Raw genomic sequence first — 19,275 nt, 5'->3', positions numbered from 1 at the left:
CTTAGAACTTGAACCCGGCCGACAGGCCGAACGCGGTTTCACCCAGCGAGATGTCCGCATCACCCGCGCCGTAGGGGGCAGGGATCGAGCCCGCGCCGCGCACCGTCTGCTTGGGCGCATGCATGACATAGCCCGTCAATTCCACGCCCGAACCGGTGGTGTAAGTCGCGCCCGCGGTCAGGTGGTGGGAAACGACGCCGGGTGCCAGGATGTTGAACAGCGTTTCCGCTGCCGGCACCGGGTTGCCCGAATGGCCATAACCGGTGCGCAGCGTCCACGTGTCGCTGGCGACATAGGTTACGCCCAGTTTCCAAGCGGTAATGTCGCGCCAGCCAAAGCCGGGGCCGCCCTCAGCGCCCAGCGGCTTGCCAAGGAACAGGTTGGACAGCGGATTGCCGACCGACTGGATGTCCGAATACTCGATCCGCTTGACGTCGGCGGCGATGGTCAGCGCGGCCGACGGCTTGACCGCGATACCCGCGCCATAAGAAGCGGGCACATCGAACCCGCCACCTTGCGCGAACAGGCCCGCATACTTGTCGAACTTGCCCGCCCAGATCTTGGACTGGTAGAACGCGCCGATGCTGACCGCGTCGCTGAACTGGCCGAGATAGCCCACGCGCACCCCGCCCCCGGCGGACCAGTCGGTACCGCGATCAGTGAAGTTGGCGGGGCTCTGCGAGGCAGCGGCGAAGGGCGAAATGCCGGTCGCGCGGAAGCCCTGGATAACCGCGATCGGCGAAACGCCAATGCTCTGCCCTTCGGCCAGCTTCACCGCCACGGTGGGGGTAACGAAAATCTGCTTGAGATCGATCCCGGCAGGGCCGGTTGCACCAAAGCTGGCGAAGGGATTGCTCTTGTAGACGGTGTTCATCCCGCCATTGCCATAGACCGCGATGCCCACGGCGACGCTGTCCGACAGCTGCCGGACATAGCCGAATTCGGGCAGGATGAACGGGTTCGCGCCATTGCCGCTGTAGCTGCCGTTCAGCCCCGCGCCATTGCCGCGGATCGTCGCGCCGCGATTGGGAATGAAAATCTCGACACCCACGTCCAGCCGCTCACCCAGCTGGGTTGCGGCGGCGGGATTGGCGGCAATCGACAGGGCATCCTGCGGCTGGGCGATGGCGACCCCGGCCGAACCCTTGGCCTTGGCGCCGATCCCGTTCAGGAAATAGCCGTCAGTGGCGTGGGCGGGGCTGGCAGCCAGCATGGCCAGACCGAGCGTGCCTGCCGAAACCAAAACGGCCGAAAGCGAAATCGTCTTCATCAAAATGCTCCGTCGGAAAATACGGTGGAACGACGAGCATCCTGGGCAGGGTAGCGCATCTGCTGATACGGACGAGAGCAAGCCCCGTTCGCATCAGCAGCCCCTAATATAGCGGGTTTAGCGCGGTCAATGCCGCGCCGCCGCCAAGACTGGTAGAAATTCTGGGGGCCGAAAAAGCCCCGGTTTACGCCATCAGGGATCGATGAAAACGCCGGTGCGCTTTTCCATCTGGCTCATCACTGCCTCGATCTGGTTCTTGGTGCCCATCAGCTTTTGCTGCTCCACGCTTTCCGCCATCAGGATCTCTTCCGGCGAGGCATGGAGGTAGTGGTTGAACAGGCGCTTGGCCGCACGCTGGGCATGGGGATTGCGGTTCGCGATTTCATGCGCCATCGCGGTAGCGCGGGCCACAGGGTTGGCATCGACGATGGTGGCAAAGCCGTATTCCAGGGCCTGTTCGCCGGTGAATTCGCGGTTGGTATAAGTCAGCTCGCGCAGCATGTCATCGCGCACCATGCCCCGCCACAGGGCGTAACCACCCATGTCGGGCACCAGCCCCCACTTCATTTCCATCACCGCCATGCGCGCGGTGGGATCGACCACGCGGATGTCTGCGCCGCTGGCAATCTGCAGACCGCCGCCAAAGCATACGCCGTGCACCGCCGCGATGACGGGCACCGGCAGCCTTCGCCACTGCATCGCCACCTGCTGGGCGTGGTTGGCGCTGCCATGGGTCCGTTCGGTCAGCGGCACGCGGTCATGCCGGTCGGTCTGGGCCATGCTGGTCAGGTCCAGCCCGGCGCAGAAGCTGCGCCCTTCCCCTGCCAGCACCACGCAGCGCAGCCCCGGCAGGTCATACAGCACCCGCCCCGCATCCAGGATCGCGGCGAACATGTCCGGGTCCAGCGCGTTCATCTTGTCCGAACGAATGAGGCGGACCTGCGCCACCCCGTTGCCTTCCACCCGGATCGAAACGCGGTTCGCCGGCTTGACCTCGTGTTCCATGGTAATCGTCCTGCTCCCGTCAGGTTGTGTGGTATGCGGCGGGAACCTTGCCCAATCCGGACCCTTCGTCCAGCGGCAAATAGCCTGTATCCCATGACGGTGAGCCATTCGTCCCCGGTACGCCTCCCACCCCGCCGACCGCCAGGCGATAGGCGCCATCGGGCAGCGTTTCGATCAGGCCGTCCAGCCCCGCGATGCGCAGCTTGCCGCGCAGCCGGCTGATATGCACGGCGAGGCTGTTGGTTTCGGGGCGAAAGGCCAGTCGCCAGATATCCTTCAGCAGGCTGCCGATCAGCACCGGCTCTCCCGGAGCATCGGCCAGCCGCCAGAGCAACGCGAATTCGCGCGGATGAAGCCCCAGCGGCCGCCCTGCCACCACCCCATCGCGATGCAGCAGGTCCAGCCGCAGCGGCCCGACCTGGCGGAAGCGGGGCAGCGATTGCATCGCCTCGCAGATCCGCAGCGCCCGGATTTCCAGTTCTTCCAGTTCGGGCTGCGGCCCCATCGCGTCGCCAAAACCCAGCCGAAGCAGCCGGGCACGCTCAAGGGCATCATCGACTCCGACCACCAGCGCGCGCCGACGACGCGACGGCGCCGCGCCAGAGAGTGTGACCCATTCGCTGATGCGGACACGTTCGGGCATGGCCAGCAGCGGCAGGAATTCACCCTGCGGCAGCACATCGTGCTCTCCCAGCAGTTTCCAGCCCAACCGGCGCAGATCGCACCGCGCTGGAACCGGTCCCGTTGCAAACCACTGAAATTGCCGCAAGGCGGCCCCCGGAATCACTATGGCACTTGCGGACAATCCGCACCACAGATCATCCGTCAGGGCAAGCGGGGAACACTACGGACCGGGTGGCCATACCACCCGCCCCGCAAGCAGCGCTGGTGCGGCGCGGCGATCAGGCCGCGCTGCTGTTAACGCCCATGCTGGCCAGATAGCGCTTGATGTTGCGCGCGGCCTGCCGCAGCCGCTGCTCGTTCTCCACCATCGCGATCCGGACGAACCCTTCGCCATCCTCGCCATACCCCACGCCGGGGGCAACAGCGACTTCGGCCTGAGTCAGCAGCTGCTTGGAAAATTCCAGGCTGCCCATGTCCTTCAGCGCCGGGGGCAACGGCGCCCAGGCGAACATCGACGCCTTGGGGCTGGGGATTTCCCATCCGGCGCGGCCGAAGGCCTCGACCATTACGTCGCGGCGCTTCTGGTAGAGATTGCGGTTCATCTCGACGATGTCCTGCGGGCCGTTCAGCGCGGCGCAGGCCGCAGCCTGGATCGGGGTGAACGCGCCATAATCCAGATAGCTTTTCACCCGCGTCAGCGCCGCGATCAGCTGGCGGTTGCCCACCGCAAAGCCCACGCGCCAGCCCGCCATAGAGTAGGTCTTGGACATCGAGGTGAATTCCACCGCCACGTCCTTCGCCCCGGGCACTTCCAGGATCGAGCGGGTCGGGTTGCCATCATAGTAAAGCTCGGAATAGGCGAGGTCCGACAGGACCCAGACCTTGTTTTCCTTCGCCCAGGCAACCAGCCGTTCATAGAACGCCAGATCGACCGTTTCCGCCGTGGGGTTCGACGGATAGTTCACGATCAGGATCGACGGACGCGGCACGGTGAAGCGCATCGCGCGTTCCAGCGATTCCCAATAGCGCTCGTCCGGCGTGGTCGGCACGCTGCGGATCGTCGCGCCCGCGATGATGAAGCCGAACGTGTGGATCGGATAGCTGGGGTTGGGTGCCAGCACGACATCGCCAGGTGCGGTGATCGCGGTCGCCAGGCTGGCCAGCCCTTCCTTCGAACCCATCGTCATCACGACTTCGGTTTCGGGGTCCAGCTCAACGCCAAAGCGGTTGGCGTAGTAGTTCGCCTGCGCCTTGCGGATGCCGGGAATGCCCTTGGACGCGGAATAGCCGTGCGCGTCGGGCTTTTGCGCCACTTCGCACAGCTTGTCGATCACGTGCTGCGGAGGGGGCAGATCGGGGTTGCCCATGCCCAGGTCGATGATGTCCCTACCGGCCGCGCGTGCTGCTGCCCGCATGCCGTTGACTTCGGCGATGACATAGGGCGGCAGTCGCTTCATGCGGTAGAATTCTTCGGACATCGGACCTTTCCAATCAGGGCGCGGAATTGCGCCGGTTTCCTTGCTGCCTTAGCACCAGCGCCGTCAATCCCAACGGCACACTCCACGCGACCCACGCGTCGACGGCATAAAACAGCTCGTAATGCCGCCCTTGCGCGAAAATTGCCCACAAAGCGAGATAGACCCGGAAAAAAATCGCTCCGGTCATCGTCGCGGCCATCAGCAGCATGCAGGCGCGGTGCGCTTCGGTCCGCCCGGCGCGGATGTGGCGCAGCCCCAGCCCCAGCAGCACCAGCCAGACCACGCCCTGCGCGGCAAAGCCCCAGGCGGACCAGCGCGTGACCGGGGCCACCAGCGCCACGGGAAAGGCGGTCACCCCGGCGAGCACCACATCGAGCGCGGCGATCCGGGCCAGCGGGCGGTGCCAGCGCGGCGCCCCGCTCAGCAGGATCGCCAGCGGGACCAGCACCAGCGCCAATGCGCCGCTGACCATATGCAGCGTGAAAGTAACCGGCAGCAATTCAGCCTTGACCGCCAGTTCTTCGGGAAAGTCATCGACGTGCAGCGGGGCCAGCAACGCCTTGTATGCGGTGGCTATTACAAATCCCGCAATTGCTGCTAAGACCACAGCCGAAAGCAACCGCGCCAACGGCTTGCGATTGATATCCGGATTACTGCGGGAATTGAACATCATGGACTTATTCCATCGCATGGCATGCTTGTCGATTGGTCTGCTGGGCATGGCGGCTAGCACCTCGGCCCTCGCCAACGCTCCGGCCACCAGCCTCTATTACGGGCGCTGGACCGTGGCGGAAGAACGCCCGGTCTTCACCGCTCGCGGCAAGCTGTACAAGACGATCGACATCGCCCCGTGCGGCAAGGATTTCTGCGGTGTGAGCGTGGCCGACGGTGGCAAGTGCGGCCCCACCCTGTTCCGGTTCCTGGGCAAGCGCGCCCGCGACGACTCGGACGATTACCTGCGTGGCCACGGCCTGTGGGGCAAGGTGAAGAAGAACATCGTGATCTATTCCTACACCGACGATGAAGCCACGCCGGTCACCCGCACGCTGGAACTGTACCTGGGCGATGGCTACGACTTTGGCGAACGGTCGGCCAATATGCCCAAGTTCCATGCCAATTATGCCCGCAAGACCGCCGCGATCTGCAAGGCGAAGTGAACGGCCAAATCAAATGACCGGGCCGCTGGCAAGTTTGTCACGGCGCTGCCATGATGCCCGCCCAAGCGTGAATGCCCCTGCGGCCTGAATGCCCCCTACGGAGTGCCGAATGCCTGACCAGTCCAGCCCGTTCGACAATCCCGCCGATGCCTTTGCCCAGATGCTGAAAGGGCCGCAGCAACTGTTTGCCCAACTGATGCCCGGTGCCGCCGCCGCGGGCGAGGATGAAGCCGTGGGCGATGCCGCGCAATGGGCTGCCAACGCGCAGCGGCTGCAGGCGCTGTGGCTGGATTTCCAGGCACAACAGGCCGCCGCCGCGGCCGACAAGCTGCCGGGCCTGGTCGGTGAACCACTCAACTGGCTGACCATGATGCAAGGCTGGATGCGCGCGCTGCCGCTGGCCAATCCCGACGCGCAAAAGCGGATGTGGGAAGACAGCCTGAAGCTGTGGGAAGGCGTGCTGGGACAATACGGCATCGGCCCGAAAGCCGCGGACAAGGGCGACGGCGGCCCCGATCTGCCACGCAAGGACCGGCGCTTTGCCGATCCCAAGTGGCGCGAACAGCCCTTCTTCGCGCTGGTCCACCAGACCTACCTGATGCTGGCCGAACAGATCATGGCGATGGCGGAAACGGTCGACGCGGGCGATGCCGTCAACCGGGACCAGCTGAAGTTCGCGGCCCGCACTCTGGTCGAGGCGCTCAGCCCCGCGCATTTTCCTCTGACCAATCCGCTGGTGGTGGAAAAGACGCTGGCCTCGCACGGCGAGAATCTTGTCAAGGGGATGGAACACCTGCTGGCTGACCTCAAGCGCGGCCAGCTGACCCATGTCGATCCGCAAGCCTTCCGGCTGGGGGAAAATATCGCGGTCACACCGGGCAAGGTCGTCCACCAGACCCCGCTGTATCAGCTGGTGCAATACAGCCCGGCCACGCCCAACGTGCTTGAAGTGCCGCTGGTGATCTTTCCGCCGTGGATCAACCGGTTCTACATCCTCGACCTGTCGCCGCAGAAAAGCTTCATCAAGTGGGCGACCGAGCAGGGCATCACCGTGTTCGTGGTGTCATGGAAATCGGCCGATGACAGCATGGCCGATGTGGTGTGGGACGATTATATCCGCGCCCAGATCGACGCGATCGACACCGTCCGTGCGCGGCTTGGCGTGAACAGCGTCCATACCATCGGCTACTGTGTCGCCGGAACGACGCTGGCCGCGACGCTGGCGGTGCTGGCCCGCCGGGGCGAGGCCGACAAGGTGAAGAGCGCGACCTTCTTCACCGCGCAGGTCGATTTCGAAAAGTGCGGGGAACTGAAAGTCTTCATCGACGACAAGCAGTTCGAAACGCTGGAAAAGCTCTCGGCGGAACATGGCTATCTGGACGGGCGCTACATGGCGGCCACGTTCAACCTGCTGCGCGGGAACGACCTGATCTGGAACTACGTGGTCAACAACTACCTGCTCGGTAACGATTACCCGGCATTCGACCTGCTGCACTGGAACGGCGACGTTACCAACCTGCCCGCGAAGTGGCATCAAAGCTACCTGCGCGACCTTTACCGTGACAACAAGCTGGTGATCCCCGACGCGCTGAGCGCAGACGGCACGCCGATCGACCTGACCCGCATCCAGACCCCGGCCTACATCCAGGCAGGCCGTGAGGACCACATCGCCCCGGCCGAAAGCGTGTTCCGCCTGACGCGGCACTTGCGCGGCGACAAGCTGTTCCTGCTGGCGGGATCGGGCCACATCGCCGGGGTGGTCAATCCGCCGTCCGCGAAGAAGTACCAGTACTGGACCAATCCCCGCCCCTGCGACTCGCTCGAGGAGTTCATCGCCGGGGCAACCGAGACGCCCGGCAGCTGGTGGCCGCACTGGCTGGACTGGCTGCGCGCGCAGGACAGCGCCGAAGTGCACGCCAAGGGCAAGCGCGTGCCCGGCGGACGCGGCGACAAGGTGCTGGAGGACGCCCCCGGCAGCTATGTGAAGGCCCGCTAGCCGGCGGTTTTCATGCTGCCGCAGCGTCTTTTGCTGCACTGCACAAAAATCATCTTGACTTCGCAAGTGCACAACCTATTTTGTGCACTGCAACATAACCCGTGCCGATGGTCGGTGCGGGCGCTGCGAAGGAACGCTTGCGATGGCTGAAGCCACCGACACCCAGACCGCCAGAACCAAGATGGACCAGGCCATTGCCGAAGTGACCGCCCAGGCCGAAGCGCCCGTGGCTGCCGCTGCGGATGCTGCCCCCGTCGACGCTGCGCCGGTTGCCGTGAAGGCCAAGCCCGCAAAGGCCGCCCCCGCCGCCAAGACCGCTGCCCGTGCCCCCAAGGCGCCGGCAGCTGCGGCAAAGCCGGCCACCGCTACCAAGGCAAAGGCAGCCCCCAAGAAGGCTGCCGCGAAGAAAGCCGCGCCGAAGAAGCCGGCGAAAATCACCAGCGTGAAGCCGGCTGCGCCCCGCGCGGCCAAGCCCTCCACCGTTTCGCAGATCAAGGATACCATCATGGCCAAGACCCAGAACACCGCCGAAGAATTCACCGCCAAGGTGAAGGACGCCGTTTCCGAAGCGCAGGACCGCGCCAAGGTCGCTTTCGAAAAGAGCACCGCTCTGCTGGGCGAAGCCGGCGAATTCACCAAGGGCAACGTCGAAGCCGTTGTCGAATCGGGCAAGATCCTTGCCGCCGGCCTGCAGGGCATGGGCAAGGACTATGTCGCCGAAACCAAGTCGGCGTTCGAAACCATGACCGCCGACGTCAAGGAACTGGCTGCGGTCAAGTCGCCGGCCGACTTCTTCAAGCTGCAGGGTGAAATCCTGCGTCGCAACTTCGACGCCGTGGTTGCCGCTGGCTCGAAGCATTCGGAAGCGATGGTGAAGCTGACCAACGAATCCTTCGCCCCGATTTCGAACCGCGTCAGCATCGCGATCGAAAAGGTCAAGAAGGCCGCCTGAGCGCGGACCTCTCCTCGCGGGCCCGGCACTCCCTCTCCTTAAGCCGGCCCCGCGAGTCCCCATACCGGGCCGGACAGTCACCAGGCTGTCCGGCCCGTTTGGTATTTCGCAACCCTTGACAGGCATTGCGGCGCATCCGGGGTTGTAACCGGCCCCCTCCTTGCGATATTTTGACATGATGCAGTCCTATCAGCCCACCCTGCCCCGCCCGATCCGTGCTGCCGAGGATTCCGATGGCGATTCCGGCACGGGTGGTCAGGGCCAGGTCGGAATCGCCACCAAGACCCGCGCAAAACCGAAGAAGCCCAGCCAGTTCAAAGTTCTGCTGCTGAACGACGATTATACCCCGATGGAATTCGTGGTGATGGTGCTGAAACGGTTCTTCCACATGGACCTGGAACAGGCGACGCGGGTGATGCTGCACGTCCACCAGAAGGGCGTCGGCGTCTGCGGGATCTTTCCCTATGAAATCGCCGAGACCAAGGTGAACCAGGTGATGGACTTCGCCCGCCAGAACCAGCACCCGCTGCAATGCACGCTGGAAAAGGCGTAAACCGGCTCCCGGCCTGAACCTTACGCCACTGCGGTTCCGAATAGGCTGCCGATCGCATAAGTCGCGGCCATCGCCAGCACGCCCCAGAACGCCACCCGCAGCACACCCTTGCCGACCGGCGCGCCGCCCACCGCCGCGCCGACGCCGCCCAGCAGCATCAGGAACAGCAGCGCCGCGACCGAAACGCCCAGCGCCAGTTGCCCCAGCGGCAGCAGCACTGCCGCACCCAGCGGCAGGGCCGCCCCGACGGCGAACGTGCCGGCAGACGTAATCGCCGCCTGCACCGGCCGGGCACGGTGCATCTCGCTGAGGCCCAGCTCATCGCGGGCATGGGCGCCCAGCGCATCGTGGGCCATCAGCGCATCCGATACCTGCAAGGCCAGATCGATCGGCAAGCCGCGCGCCTGATAGATTGCCGCCAGTTCCTGCCGTTCGAACAGGGGATCGCTGGCCAGTTCGGCGCGTTCCCGGGCCAGGTCGGCGGCTTCGGTGTCGGCCTGGCTGGCGACCGAAACGTATTCCCCCGCCGCCATCGACATCGCGCCCGCGACCAGTCCGGCGACACCCGCAATCATGATCGGGTCCTTGTCAGCCGCGGCAGCCGCCACGCCGACGATCAGGCTGGCGGTCGACACGATCCCGTCGTTCGCGCCCAGCACCGCCGCGCGCAGCCAGCCGATCCGCTCCACCGCATGCGTTTCGGTCATCGCGGCGAGGTCCTGGGACATGGCATGGCTCCTTGCTGGCTGCGCCTGTCTCCAGCCTAGGCCCGGAGTCTTGCGCCGCAAGCACGAATTGCCACTTTTACAGCGCCGCCCCCGCGTCTATGGGATGACACTGAACTGCGGGGCCGGCCCGCCAGAAGGTAAACGCCAAGCGCCCCTGTGAAGTTCCTGCCCGCCATTGACCGGTATATCCTGCGGCTCGTGCTGATGCCGATGTTCGCGGTGTTCATCATCGCGGCCTCCTTGCTCGTGCTCGACAAGATGCTGAAGCTGTTCGACTTCGTGGCGACCGAAGGCGGCCCGGTCAGCGTGGTGTTCAGGATGCTGGCCAATCTGCTGCCTGAATATGCCAGCCTGGCGATCCCGCTGGGGCTGTTGCTGGGCATCCTGCTGGCCTTCCGCAAACTCGCCACGTCCAGCGAACTGGACGTGATGCGCGCGGTCGGGCTGGGCTATACGCGGCTGCTGCGCGTGCCCTATGCGATCGCGCTGGTGCTGGCTGGAGTAAACCTGGTCATCGTCGGCTACCTCCAGCCGCTCTCACGCTATTGGTACGAACAGCTGCAGTTCGAATTGCGCTCCGGCGCGCTGGGCGCGTCGATCAAGGTGGGCGAATTCACCACCCTGCAAGACAAGATCGCCCTGCGGATCGAGGAAAGCCGCGAGGAAGGCCGCCAGCTGATCGGCATTTTCGCCCGCGTCAGCTCGCCGCGCGGACAAGTGCTGACCATTTCCGCGCGCGAGGGGCGGTTCCTGGCGCTCAAGGATTCCCCCGATACGGTGATCCTGCGCCTGACCCAGGGGCAGATCATTCAGGATGAACCGGGGAAGAGCCCCCGCGTCCTGAGCTTTTCCAGCCACGACCTGCCGATTGATCTGCCCGCGATCGAGAAGTTTCGCCAGCGCGGCGGGATGGAGCGCGAATACATCCTGCCCGAGTTGCTCCAGATCGGGTGGAACGATCAGGTGAGCGAAGCCGCCCGCAACGAAACCCGCGCCAGTTTCAACTACCGGATGGTCGAAGTGGTGATGATGCTGTTGCTGCCGCTGCTGGCCGTCGCGCTGGCGGTGCCGCCCAAGCGCTCCACCTCTGCGCTGGGGGTGTTCGTCTCGATCGTGATGGTTGTGGCCTATCACAAGGTCAACGAATACGGGCAGGCCGTCGCTGCGCTGGGCCGGGTCTCGCCAGAACTGGCGCTGTGGGGGCCGTTCGCGATCTTCGCCAGCCTGATCGTGTGGATGTACTGGCGGATCGCCTATGTTCCCGGCGGCCAGCCGATTGGCGCGCTGGAACGGTTCGCCGCCAATTTCGGCAAGTGGATGCGCAAACTGGCCGCGCGGTTCGGCCGTGACCGGGCAGGAGCGGCCTGATGCTGCAATTTTTCCCCTCGCGCACGCTGACCTGGTATCTGGCCAAGCTGTTTGTCGGCCGCATCGTCGCCGTGCTGCTGATGCTGGTGCTGGTGCTGCAGGCGCTCGACCTGCTCAGCGAAAGCGGCAAGATCCTGGGCGTGGCCGGCAATGACCAGTCGGACCTGTGGCACTATGCCTCGCTGCGCATTCCGCAGCTGGTGGCGCGGTTCCTGCCCTATTCGGTGCTGCTGGCGACGATCATCACCCTCGCCACACTGAACCAGAACAGCGAAGTCATCGCGATGAAGGCATCCGGCATGTCGGCCCATCAGGTGCTGGCGCCGCTGCTGATGACCGCCGCGCTCGTCTCCGCCATCAGCTTCGTCTTCAACGAGCGCGTCGTGACCCGCAGCACGGCCGCGCTGAAGGCCTGGCAGGCCGTGGAATACAAGGCCATCCCCAAGGACCCTGCCACCCGCACCAACGTCTATTTCCGCGACGGAACCAATATTCTGGCTGCCGGAGCGGTCAGCGGCAGCGGTGCCGCCACCGTGATGGAAAACGTCACCTGGTATCGCCGCGACGCGAACGGCATGGTGGTGGAGCAGCTGCGCAGCCCGCGCGCGACCTTCGCCGGCCCCGGCTGGACGCTGGTCAGCCCGGTGCGGTTCGATGTTGCCTCCACCGTGCGGACCGAGCTGCCGACCCGCGTGGTCGCAAAGGATGTCACGCCCGCGCAGGTCGCCATCACCAAGGTCGATCCCGATGCGCAGGATGCCATCACGCTGTATCGTTCGATCCAGGCGATGAAGGCCGCCGGACAGCGCACCAGCGAGCTGGAAGGCAAGTGGTGGCACAAGTTCTCCGGGCCGCTGTCGGCCCTGCTGATGCCGCTGCTGGGGGCGATTGCGGCGTTCGGCCTGGCCCGCTCCGGCCAGTTGCTGATCCGTGCGGTGCTGGGGATGGCGCTGGGCTTTGCCTATTTCGTGGTCGACAACGCTGCGCTGGCAATGGGCAATTTTGGCGCCTACCCGCCACTGATCGCGGCCTGGGCGCCGTTCGTGCTGTTTGCCCTGATCGGCGAGACAGTGCTGGTCCGCACCGAGGAATAACCCTTCAGCGCGGCAGCCCTTTAGCGCGGCAGCATCGTGCTGCGCGCGATTTTGGCCACCAGCGGGAACAGCCCCGGATAGCTCGCCCGTGCGTAAGTCGATCCCGCGCCGAGCTGCGCACTCAGCCGGCGGTGCGCTTCGCCCAGCGAATGATAGGGCATCGACGGCAGCAGGTGATGCAGCGCGTGATAGCGCAGGCCGACCGGCGCCCAAAGCCCGGCCCACAGCCCCGGCGGCGGCACGTTGACCGAGTCGAGATACTGCGCGGTGACGGTCATCGCGTCGCCGTCGTTCTCCCACAGGTGCGCCACCAGCGTGCGGATCTGGTTGAGCACTGCCGTGACCGAAATCACCGCCAGCCCGATCGCCAGTGGCCGCCAGTCATAGGCCCATGCGCTCCACACCAGGAACAGCGCCCATGCCGATGCGCCCAGTTCCTGCCAGAACACCATCCGCGCGAACGCGCCTTCGGGCGGGCGGCGGCGGAATTCCGGGTTGATCGACAGGGACGAGGCCCGTTCCCACACCAGTCGGCGCAGCGGCGGGATCACCGCGCCTAGCGGCACCAGCACCGCGCTGCGGATCAGCAGCCCGATAGGCAGCAGCACCGCGATCACGATGAACAGCGGCAGCGACCACGGCTTCATCAGCGCCAGCGGCAGGTATTCCGGGTCTTCCACCGTGCCATAGCGGGTGCGCGCATGGTGCAGCGTGTGGACCCCTTCATACATCAGCGACGGGGTCAGCATCGGAATGCCCACCAACACATTCCAAGCGAACCGGAAGCCCGGCAGCGCATCCCGGTGGATATGGGTCAGCTCGTGGATGAACAGCAGCGCGCGGTACAGCGCCAGCGCGGCCACCGCGCCGCAACCCAGCGCCAGCCAGCCATTGTCCAGCAGGATAGCCCCGGCCAGCGCGGCATAGCCCAGCGCGGCAGAGGCCAGCATGTCCGGCCAGTAGATGTCCGGGCGGGCGGCCGCGATATCGCGCGTCAGCTCCACCGCCGCGCGCAGCATGTCCTTGTCATCGGGAATGTCGGCAGACTTCACCTTCGGCGTGACCGGGGATGAAAAATCGGCAGTGTCGTGCGCAATCATGCAATCGTTCCAACGTGACCCGACCGGCAGAACCACCGGCGCCTGTGCATTGCCGCGTTCCCTGCCGCGCCCCGGCTTGACAACATGCCGGGTCCGCCCGCAGGTCGCAGGTTTCATCTACCCCTGCTTATTCGCAAACAAAGGCAAGATCGTGGCTCAGCACCTAATGATCGCTCCGGTATCCAGCAAGGCCGACTTTGGTGCCTTTATCGATCTCAGTTATCGGCTGAACGCCCACGATCCCAACTGGGTGCCACAGCTGCGGGCCGAGGAAGTGGCCAAGTTTTCCGCCGCCGGAAACCCCTATTTCGATCACGCGCGGGTGCACCTGCTGCTGGCGCGTCAGGGTGGCAAGGTTGTGGGGCGGGTCGCCGCGCACATCGATGAACTGGCGCTTACCCAGCCCGCCGAACAGGGCATGGGTCCGGGCACGGGTTTCTGGGGAGCGCTGGAGGCTGAGGACGGTGCCATCGCCGCCGCGCTGATCGCGGCTGCCGAACAATGGCTGAAGGATCAGGGCATGACCCGCGTGCTGGCGCCGATGAACCTTTCGGTCTGGGAAGAACCCGGCCTGCTGGTGCGCGGCCACGATCACCCGCCGATGGTGATGATGGGCCACCACCAGCCGCAAGTGCAGGGCTGGATCGAGGGACAGGGCTACACGAGCGCCAAGACGCTCTACACCTATGACCTCGACATCACGCAGGAGTTCCCGCCCCTGATCCAGAAGATCGTGGCGATGGGCGAAAAGAACAGCCGCATCCGCGTGCGCGGGGTGGACAAGAGCAAGTTCGATCAGGAAGCCGCGACGATCCTCGACATCCTCAACGATGCCTGGTCCGACAACTGGGGCTTCGTGCCGATCACCGACAAGGAAATCGCCCACACCGGCAAGAAGCTGAAGCCGCTGGTGCGCGAAGACCTGATCATGATTGCCGAGCTGGATGGAGAGCCGGTGGCCTTCATGATGACCCTGCCCGACCTCAACAGCATCCAGCATCGCACCGTGGGTAAGCACGGCAAGCCATCACTGCTGGGGTGGATCAAGCTGGGCCTGTGGATCCTGAAGCCGAAGAACGCCGATATGCGCGTGCCGCTGATGGGCGTGCGCAAGTCGCTGCAGGCCAGCCGCATGGCCAGCCAGCTGGCTTTCATGATGATCGAATACATCCGCCGCGCATCCGTGAAGAACTATGACGGCAAGCGCGGGGAAATCGGCTGGGTGCTGGATGATAACCAGGGAATGAACGCCATCGCCGATGCGATCAACAGCAAGGTCAACAAGGAATACCGGATCTACGAAAAGGCGTTGTAAGGGGGGGCTCTCCTGGTGCGCTGATCGCATCCGCGATCAGCTTGCTGTGCCATCCCGCTCGGCGCGGCGGTCCACGGTTGCGGCGGCGGCCACGTCCATCGTGACGTTGCCGACCGTGCGCATGATGTCGGGCAGCACTTCCACCGCCACCAGCAGCGCCAACGGGCCAACCGGCACGCCCATCGCGATCGCAATCGGGCCGATGGCGGTGACGAAGCTGATCGCGCCGGGCAGCGAGACGGAACCGATGGTGGTCGCCAGCGCGACCACCACGCCGGTTGCCAGCATCAGCGGAGTCAGTTCCATCCCCGCCAGCTTGGCGACATAGATCGCCACTGCCAGGTTCATCGCTGGCCCGGTCGCCCGGAACAGCGCCACCGCCAACGGCAGGACGAACTCACCGGTCGTATCGCGCAGCCCCAGGGTGCGGCACGCCGCCAGCATCGCGGGCAGGCTTGCCAGCGAAGACTGGGTGGAAATCGCCATCGCCTGCACCGGCAGCACCGCACGGGCGAACTTGCCCAGCGATTGCCGCGCCAGCACCACCGCCACGGCATAAGCCAGCAACAGCACGACCCCGCCCATCGACGCGACCGACAGGATGTAATGCACCAGCGCGCCCAGCGCCGCCGCGCCGCTTTGCCCCGCAACCAGCAGCGACAGCGCGAAGACGCCCAGCGGCGCGATCCACAGCACCCAGCCGATGATCGTCAGCATCGCACCGGTCACAGCTTCAAAGAACGTTACCATCAGCGTCCGGTGCGCTTCCGGCAGGCGGACGATGGCCAGCGCCAGCAGGCTGAAGAACACGATGATCGCGATCATCGCGGTCTCGGCGGCAGCGGCAAAGATGTTGGCGGGGACCAGTGATTTCAGAAAGTCCAGAATCGTCGGCACTTCGGCGGGAGCGGCGCTGGCCAGGCCGGATCGCAGCGCTGCGGCAGCACTTTCCGGGATTGGCACGGCTTCAAGCAGCGCCGGCATCGCAAACGCGGTAAACACCGTGCCAGTCGTCAGGACCGCGGCGAACATGCCGAGCGAAATCAGCGCGATCCGCCCGGCCCGCGCCGCCAGCACGGTCTGCACGATCCCGATCACGAGCAAGGCGGCGACCAGCGGGACGATGGTCATCTGCAAGGCGCGCAGCCACAGGGTGCCGACCAGATCGGCCAGCGGCAGCACCCATCCCGCTGCCGCGCGGCCTTCCAGCACGATGCCCAGCGCCAGCCCTGCCCCCAGTCCGCCCAGCGTCCACGCAACGGGGACGCGCACGGCGGGAATGAAGCTGCTGGTCCCGGTCGCAGACGGGCTGGCGGTGGTCATGAACGATGGTCCCCGGTCGGTTATTGTTGGCGTGACTTTACCCGTGCGGCGCGACATAGCAATTTGGAAGCAAATTCATGCTACGGGATGCTGATGGGACGGCAATTTTTCGGCACGGACGGGATCCGGGGCAAGACCAACGCCGGCGTGATGACCGCCGCAACCGCGATGAAAGTGGGCCAGGCGGCCGGCACGCGCTTCATGCGCGGCAGCCACCAGCACCGCGTGGTGATCGGCAAGGACACGCGCCTGTCGGGCTACATGCTGGAAAACGCGCTGGTGGCCGGGTTCACCAGCGTGGGGATGGACGTGATCCTGCTGGGCCCCCTGCCCACCCCGGCGGTAGCACTGCTGACGCGGGAGCTGCGCGCCGATGTGGGCGTGATGATTTCCGCCAGCCACAATCCGTATGAGGACAACGGCATCAAGCTGTTCGGCCCCGACGGCTTCAAGCTGTCGGATGAGGACGAGCTGGCGATCGAGGCAATGCTGGCGCAGGATCTGCCGCTCGCCCCATCTGACAGCATCGGCCGCGCCCGCCGGATCGAGGATGCGCGCGGGCGCTATATCCACGCCGTCAAAAGCGCGCTGCCACATGACGTGCGCTTCGACGGGCTGAAGATCGTGGTCGATTGCGCCAATGGCGCGGCCTATCAGGTCGCTCCCTCGGCCGTGTGGGAACTCGGCGCGGAAGTGATCGCCGTCGGTGTTTCGCCCAATGGCAAGAACATCAACGATCGCTGCGGATCGACTCATCTGGACCTGGTCAAGGAAACCGTGGTGGCCAGCGGCGCGGATATCGGCATTGCGCTGGATGGCGATGCCGACCGGCTGATCGTGGTCGACGAACAGGGTGAAACCGTGGACGGCGACCAGCTGATGGCGCTGATCGGCACGCAAATGGCGGCGCGCGGGCAACTGCGCGGCGGGGCGATTGTCGCCACGGTGATGTCCAACCTGGGCCTGGAGCGCTATCTCGCCGCCCAGGGCCTTGACTTGATCCGGGCCAAAGTGGGCGACCGCTATGTGCTCGAAGCGATGAAGGCCGGCGGATACAACGTGGGCGGGGAACAGTCCGGCCACATGATCCTGCTGGATCACGGCACCACGGGCGATGGCACCGTCGCCGCGCTGCAAGTGTTGGCCGCACTGGTCCAGTCGGGGAAGAAGGCCAGCGAGCTTTTGCACCTGTTCGATCCGGTCCCGCAGCTGCTGAAGAACGTGCGTTTTGCTGGTGGTAAACCGCTCGACGATCCGCACGTACAGGCGGCGATTGCCGATGCCGAAGCGCAACTGGCGGGGCGTGGCCGACTGGTGATCCGCCCGTCCGGCACCGAACCCGTGATCCGCGTCATGGCCGAAGGCGACGATGCCGCCAAGGTCGAGGCGGTCGTCGACGCGATCTGCGACGCGGTGAAGGAAGCGGCCCATGCTTGAAATGCGCCCCGATTGCGAAAAGTGCGGTTGCGATCTGCCGGCCGAAATGCCCGGCGCGTTCATCTGTTCGTTCGAATGCACGTTCTGCACCGAATGCGCTGACGGGCTGGACGAGCGATGCCCCAACTGCGGTGGTGAACTGCTCGACCGGCCGACACGGGCCAGGGCGCTGCATGCCAGGCATCCACCGTCAACCGAACGCAAGTTCAAGGGCTGATGGCACCCCCGCGTATCCTGTCCATCGCCGGGTCCGACAGTTCCGGTGGCGCTGGCATTCAGGCCGATATCAAGACGATCACCATGCTGGGTGGCTATGCGATGACCGCGATCACCGCGATCACGGCGCAGAACTCGCTGGGCGTGACCGCCGTTCAGGCCCTCTCGGCAGACATGGTCGCGGCGCAGGTCGATGCCTGCGTCAGCGATATCGGCGTTGACGCGGTCAAGATCGGGATGCTCGGCTCCCCTGAAATCGCCGCCGTGGTCGCTGACCGGCTGGAAGCGCTGGCGGTGCCGGTGGTGTTCGATCCGGTGATGATCGCCACCAGCGGCGCGGCACTGGCTGATGACGCGACGATTGCCGGGTTCGAACGGCTGATGCGGCTCGCGGTGCTGACCACGCCGAACGTGACGGAACTGGCGGCACTGGGCGGGCACGAAGCGATGGTCGCGCGCGGCGTCGCCTATCTCGCCAAGGGCGGCGATGCCGAGGGCGAACGGGTGGAGGACACGCTGATGATCCCCGGAGAGGCACCGCATGTCATGGCCGGAACCCGCATCCATACCCGCCACAACCACGGCACCGGCTGCACCTTGTCCAGCGCCATTGCGACCTATCTGGGCCGGGGACTGGCGCTATCGGAAGCGGTTGACCGCGCGCGCCTGTTCGTCCGCTCCGCCCTGCGCGCCGCGCCGGGATTCGGCGCGGGGCACGGACCGATGGGCCACCACGAAGCGCGCGGCTGATCAGCAGTCGAGTTCGTAGAACTCGACGATCTTGCGCCAGCCATCCTCTGCCGTTTCGACCCAATGGAACAGGTCGAGGTCGGCATGGTTGATCACGCCTTCGTCGGCCAGCGCCTCGAAATCGACGACCTTGGTCCAGAACTCCTTGCCGTAAAGCAGGATCGGGATCGGCTTCATCTTGCCGGTCTGGATCAGGGTCAGCAGCTCGAAGAATTCATCGAAGGTACCGAACCCGCCGGGGAACACCGCCACCGCCTTGGCCCGCAGCAGGAAATGCATCTTGCGCAGCGCGAAGTAGTGGAACTGGAACGCCAGCCGCGGGGTGACAAAGCTGTTGGGGGCCTGTTCGTGCGGCAGCACGATGTTGAGACCGATGGTTTCCGCCCCAGCTTCCACCGCGCCGCGATTGGCCGCTTCCATGATCGACGGACCGCCGCCGGAGCAGACGACGAACTGCCGCATGCCTTTTTCGACGATCCCGCAACTGGAGGCGATTTGCGCCAGCTTGCGCGCTTCCTCGTAATACCGGGCCTTGGCGGCCAGCCGTTCCGCCACGGCCTTGCGCTCCGGCGGGGCATTGGCGACCAGTTCCGCCGCCGCTTCGGGCGAGGGGATGCGGGCCGAGCCATAGCACACCAGAGTGGAGCCGATGTTGGCTTCCTCCAGCAGCATTTCGCACTTCAGCAGTTCCAGCTGGAACCGCACCGGGCGCAATTCCTCGCGCAGCAGGAAGTCGGTGTCGCGGAAGGCCAGCTTGTAGGCCGGGCTGCGGGTTTGCGGGGTCGAATGATCTTGCGCTTCGACAAACGAAGCCTCTTGCTCTGCCTTGTAGAAACGACGGCGATTGAGGCGCTTTTCCTGTTCTTCTTCAGTCATTCAGCCGTATCTGCCCGCCCGTTGCCCGGCTGT

At 65.2% G+C, this 19,275-nt stretch carries 19 protein-coding genes; 10 read left to right on the top strand and 9 right to left on the bottom strand.

The features are described 5' to 3' along the window. Position 1 precedes the first annotated feature (1 nt). From IE113_RS02790 to IE113_RS02770, 5 genes are all read right to left on the bottom strand, one after another. Positions 2-1,270 (bottom strand): OmpP1/FadL family transporter, encoded by a 1,269-nt coding sequence (locus IE113_RS02790; protein WP_189538861.1) that lies wholly within the window; start codon positions 1,268-1,270, stop codon positions 2-4. Between the two features lie 192 nt (positions 1,271-1,462). Continuing rightward, positions 1,463-2,275 carry a crotonase/enoyl-CoA hydratase family protein gene (locus IE113_RS02785; protein WP_189538860.1) on the bottom strand — a complete coding sequence of 271 codons (813 nt, stop codon included), beginning with the start codon at positions 2,273-2,275 and terminating at the stop codon, positions 1,463-1,465. 19 nt (positions 2,276-2,294) lie between these two features. Next, on the bottom strand, positions 2,295-2,984 hold the full coding sequence (locus IE113_RS16270) for a winged helix-turn-helix domain-containing protein (protein WP_229822099.1): 690 nt from the start codon (positions 2,982-2,984) through the stop codon (positions 2,295-2,297). Positions 2,985-3,177: 193 nt separating this feature from the next. Next, positions 3,178-4,377 (bottom strand): LL-diaminopimelate aminotransferase, encoded by a 1,200-nt coding sequence (locus IE113_RS02775; protein WP_189538859.1) that lies wholly within the window; start codon positions 4,375-4,377, stop codon positions 3,178-3,180. A 13-nt stretch (positions 4,378-4,390) separates the two neighbouring features. Continuing rightward, complete coding sequence (locus IE113_RS02770) at positions 4,391-4,933, bottom strand: DUF2306 domain-containing protein (RefSeq protein ID WP_189538858.1); 543 nt, start codon at positions 4,931-4,933, stop codon at positions 4,391-4,393. A 142-nt stretch (positions 4,934-5,075) separates the two neighbouring features. Between IE113_RS02770 and IE113_RS02765 the strand changes: the two genes are divergently transcribed. The 4 genes from IE113_RS02765 (at position 5,076) to clpS (ending at position 9,035) form a co-directional block, all read left to right on the top strand. Continuing rightward, on the top strand, positions 5,076-5,534 hold the full coding sequence (locus tag IE113_RS02765; protein ID WP_189538857.1) for a hypothetical protein: 459 nt from the start codon (positions 5,076-5,078) through the stop codon (positions 5,532-5,534). Positions 5,535-5,643: 109 nt separating this feature from the next. Continuing rightward, positions 5,644-7,530 (top strand): PHA/PHB synthase family protein, encoded by a 1,887-nt coding sequence (locus IE113_RS02760; protein ID WP_189538856.1) that lies wholly within the window; start codon positions 5,644-5,646, stop codon positions 7,528-7,530. Positions 7,531-7,672: 142 nt separating this feature from the next. Beyond that, positions 7,673-8,482 carry a phasin family protein gene (locus IE113_RS02755; protein WP_189538855.1) on the top strand — a complete coding sequence of 270 codons (810 nt, stop codon included), beginning with the start codon at positions 7,673-7,675 and terminating at the stop codon, positions 8,480-8,482. Between the two features lie 175 nt (positions 8,483-8,657). After that, on the top strand, positions 8,658-9,035 hold the full coding sequence (gene clpS / locus IE113_RS02750) for an ATP-dependent Clp protease adapter ClpS (protein ID WP_229822098.1): 378 nt from the start codon (positions 8,658-8,660) through the stop codon (positions 9,033-9,035). 20 nt (positions 9,036-9,055) lie between these two features. Here clpS and IE113_RS02745 read toward each other — a convergent pair whose 3' ends face one another. Next, the gene (locus tag IE113_RS02745) at positions 9,056-9,763 is read right to left on the bottom strand and encodes a VIT1/CCC1 transporter family protein (RefSeq protein ID WP_189538854.1); all 708 of its coding nucleotides are present in this window, start codon (positions 9,761-9,763) and stop codon (positions 9,056-9,058) included. 156 nt (positions 9,764-9,919) lie between these two features. Between IE113_RS02745 and IE113_RS02740 the strand changes: the two genes are divergently transcribed. Beyond that, positions 9,920-11,131: an LptF/LptG family permease gene (locus IE113_RS02740; protein ID WP_189538853.1), complete on the top strand. Its 1,212-nt coding sequence runs from the start codon at positions 9,920-9,922 to the stop codon at positions 11,129-11,131. Continuing rightward, positions 11,128-12,225, top strand: coding sequence for an LPS export ABC transporter permease LptG (gene lptG / locus IE113_RS02735; protein ID WP_189538981.1), 1,098 nt, complete (start codon positions 11,128-11,130; stop codon positions 12,223-12,225). Before IE113_RS02740 ends, lptG begins: the two co-directional genes overlap by 4 nt. Before the next feature lie 20 nt (positions 12,226-12,245). On the opposite strand, the gene IE113_RS02730 is transcribed toward lptG, so the two are convergent. Beyond that, positions 12,246-13,325, bottom strand: a complete 1,080-nt coding sequence (locus tag IE113_RS02730) for a fatty acid desaturase family protein (protein ID WP_189538852.1) — start codon at positions 13,323-13,325, stop codon at positions 12,246-12,248. Between the two features lie 148 nt (positions 13,326-13,473). Between IE113_RS02730 and IE113_RS02725 the strand changes: the two genes are divergently transcribed. After that, positions 13,474-14,640 (top strand): N-acetyltransferase, encoded by a 1,167-nt coding sequence (locus IE113_RS02725; protein ID WP_373297836.1) that lies wholly within the window; start codon positions 13,474-13,476, stop codon positions 14,638-14,640. 36 nt (positions 14,641-14,676) lie between these two features. On the opposite strand, the gene IE113_RS02720 is transcribed toward IE113_RS02725, so the two are convergent. Then, complete coding sequence (locus IE113_RS02720; protein ID WP_189538851.1) at positions 14,677-15,963, bottom strand: dicarboxylate/amino acid:cation symporter; 1,287 nt, start codon at positions 15,961-15,963, stop codon at positions 14,677-14,679. A gap of 93 nt (positions 15,964-16,056) precedes the next feature. Here IE113_RS02720 and glmM point away from each other — a divergent pair, with 93 nt between their 5' ends. Genes glmM through thiD form a run of 3 tightly spaced genes read left to right on the top strand, consistent with a single transcriptional unit; the run spans position 16,057 to position 18,366 of the window. Beyond that, positions 16,057-17,400: a phosphoglucosamine mutase gene (gene glmM, locus IE113_RS02715; RefSeq protein WP_189538850.1), complete on the top strand. Its 1,344-nt coding sequence runs from the start codon at positions 16,057-16,059 to the stop codon at positions 17,398-17,400. Next, on the top strand, positions 17,393-17,617 hold the full coding sequence (locus IE113_RS02710) for a DUF1272 domain-containing protein (RefSeq protein ID WP_189538849.1): 225 nt from the start codon (positions 17,393-17,395) through the stop codon (positions 17,615-17,617). The genes glmM and IE113_RS02710 overlap by 8 nt, the downstream gene beginning before the upstream one ends. Further along, complete coding sequence (gene thiD / locus IE113_RS02705; protein ID WP_189538848.1) at positions 17,617-18,366, top strand: bifunctional hydroxymethylpyrimidine kinase/phosphomethylpyrimidine kinase; 750 nt, start codon at positions 17,617-17,619, stop codon at positions 18,364-18,366. The genes IE113_RS02710 and thiD overlap by 1 nt, the downstream gene beginning before the upstream one ends. Here the strand turns inward: thiD and IE113_RS02700 are convergent, their stop codons facing one another. Then, positions 18,367-19,242 carry an LOG family protein gene (locus IE113_RS02700; protein WP_189538847.1) on the bottom strand — a complete coding sequence of 292 codons (876 nt, stop codon included), beginning with the start codon at positions 19,240-19,242 and terminating at the stop codon, positions 18,367-18,369. It abuts the gene before it with no gap. Positions 19,243-19,275 lie beyond the last annotated feature (33 nt).

This window comes from Novosphingobium arvoryzae (genome assembly GCF_014652615.1).
Lineage (GTDB): Bacteria > Pseudomonadota > Alphaproteobacteria > Sphingomonadales > Sphingomonadaceae > Novosphingobium > Novosphingobium arvoryzae.
This window is presented reverse-complemented; position numbering and strand designations above follow the sequence as displayed.

What these genes read in the sequence shown, in the direction of transcription:
- IE113_RS02790 (WP_189538861.1), bottom strand. Translation starts at nt 1,270, where the DNA reads ATGAAGACGATTTCGCTTTCGGCCGTTTTGGTTTCGGCAGGCACGCTC.
- IE113_RS02785 (WP_189538860.1), bottom strand. Translation starts at nt 2,275, where the DNA reads ATGGAACACGAGGTCAAGCCGGCGAACCGCGTTTCGATCCGGGTGGAA.
- IE113_RS02775 (WP_189538859.1), bottom strand. Translation starts at nt 4,377, where the DNA reads ATGTCCGAAGAATTCTACCGCATGAAGCGACTGCCGCCCTATGTCATC.
- IE113_RS02760 (WP_189538856.1), top strand. Translation starts at nt 5,644, where the DNA reads ATGCCTGACCAGTCCAGCCCGTTCGACAATCCCGCCGATGCCTTTGCC.
- IE113_RS02755 (WP_189538855.1), top strand. Translation starts at nt 7,673, where the DNA reads ATGGCTGAAGCCACCGACACCCAGACCGCCAGAACCAAGATGGACCAG.
- clpS (WP_229822098.1), top strand. Translation starts at nt 8,658, where the DNA reads ATGATGCAGTCCTATCAGCCCACCCTGCCCCGCCCGATCCGTGCTGCC.
- IE113_RS02745 (WP_189538854.1), bottom strand. Translation starts at nt 9,763, where the DNA reads ATGTCCCAGGACCTCGCCGCGATGACCGAAACGCATGCGGTGGAGCGG.
- IE113_RS02730 (WP_189538852.1), bottom strand. Translation starts at nt 13,325, where the DNA reads ATGATTGCGCACGACACTGCCGATTTTTCATCCCCGGTCACGCCGAAG.
- IE113_RS02720 (WP_189538851.1), bottom strand. Translation starts at nt 15,963, where the DNA reads ATGACCACCGCCAGCCCGTCTGCGACCGGGACCAGCAGCTTCATTCCC.
- glmM (WP_189538850.1), top strand. Translation starts at nt 16,057, where the DNA reads ATGGGACGGCAATTTTTCGGCACGGACGGGATCCGGGGCAAGACCAAC.
- IE113_RS02710 (WP_189538849.1), top strand. Translation starts at nt 17,393, where the DNA reads ATGCTTGAAATGCGCCCCGATTGCGAAAAGTGCGGTTGCGATCTGCCG.
- thiD (WP_189538848.1), top strand. Translation starts at nt 17,617, where the DNA reads ATGGCACCCCCGCGTATCCTGTCCATCGCCGGGTCCGACAGTTCCGGT.
- IE113_RS02700 (WP_189538847.1), bottom strand. Translation starts at nt 19,242, where the DNA reads ATGACTGAAGAAGAACAGGAAAAGCGCCTCAATCGCCGTCGTTTCTAC.